This is a genomic window from Peribacillus folii (assembly GCF_030271255.1).
In the GTDB taxonomy this organism is placed as follows: domain Bacteria; phylum Bacillota; class Bacilli; order Bacillales; family DSM-1321; genus Peribacillus.
Genome location: NZ_JASJOM010000032.1, coordinates 1 through 1,116, shown reverse-complemented (window position 1 = coordinate 1,116; position 1,116 = coordinate 1). Strand labels below are relative to the sequence as shown.

Here is a 1,116-nt window from a genome sequence, read left to right as displayed (position 1 = left end):
TGCATAGATAGGTTTTACCTCTTGATGATGACGCAGATGATCTGCTTCTTCCACATATGCTTGCCAGATATGCCGTGTCACCACTTTTTGATGGTCTTTGCTTTCAGTACACCGTGATAAAAATGAGCATGTTGCACAGATGTGTTTGGGCGATTTGTACTCGCGATAGCCCTCTTTATTAGTTGTTGAGTACGTTAATAACTCGCCCGAAGGGCAAAGGTAACAATCAAAATGTTCATCGTATACATAGTCATGTTTACGAAAGAACCCTTCTTTTGTTCGAGGACGTGTATAGGGTAAAGCCGGTAGGATTTCTTTGTTAAATAGGTAGTTTGTAATTGCCGGTGTTTTATATGCTGCATCTGCGGCAACGGCTTCCGGTTTTCCAACTTTCTCAATCACTTGATCAATAAGTGGCTCTAAGACTTGACTGTCATGTGTATTTCCAGGTGTTACAATCGTTCCTAATACAAACCCGTTTCGGTCTGCGGCCGCATGGAATGAATAGGCAAACTGTTTTGTTCGTTCATCTTTCACATAGTAGCCACTCTCAGAATCTGTTGTACTTTCTTTTATTTCTTTGGTTTCGTTCTTATCAAATTTATCCGGTGGAAAAGGCTTCTTTCCATGGTTTTCACGATCTTGATTGATTTCATCTTGAAGGCGTCCTTGATATGCTCGTGTTTCTTTGCGAACTATTTTCTTTTCAAATTTCCTCTTATTCGCACTGGCTTTCACATGTGTGGAATCAACGAATACATGCTCTGCACTTATTAACTTTCTATCAGCAGCTATCATTAAGATTCGATAAAAAATCTGTTCAAACAAATCTGTATCTTTAAAGCGTCGCTCATAATTTTTCCCGAATGTCGAGAAATGAGGGACTTTATCATGGAAACCGTAGCCTAAGAACCAACGGTAAGCCATATTTGTTTCTATTTCTTCAATTGTTTTACGCATGGACCGAATACCGAAGGTATATTGGATGAATGTCAGTTTAACTAAAATAACGGGATCAATACTTGGGCGTCCTACCTCTGAATACATCTCTTTCACTAAGTCATAAATGAAAGTGAAGTCAATGGCAGCCTCCATTTTACGAACCAAATGGTTCGG

The 1,116-nt window shown here is 39.4% G+C and carries 1 protein-coding gene; it reads right to left on the bottom strand.

All coding sequences use genetic code 11. The features are described from left to right. On the bottom strand, positions 1-1,116 hold a 1,116-nt coding region (locus QNI08_RS22380; RefSeq protein ID WP_285769551.1), incomplete at both ends, for an IS1182 family transposase.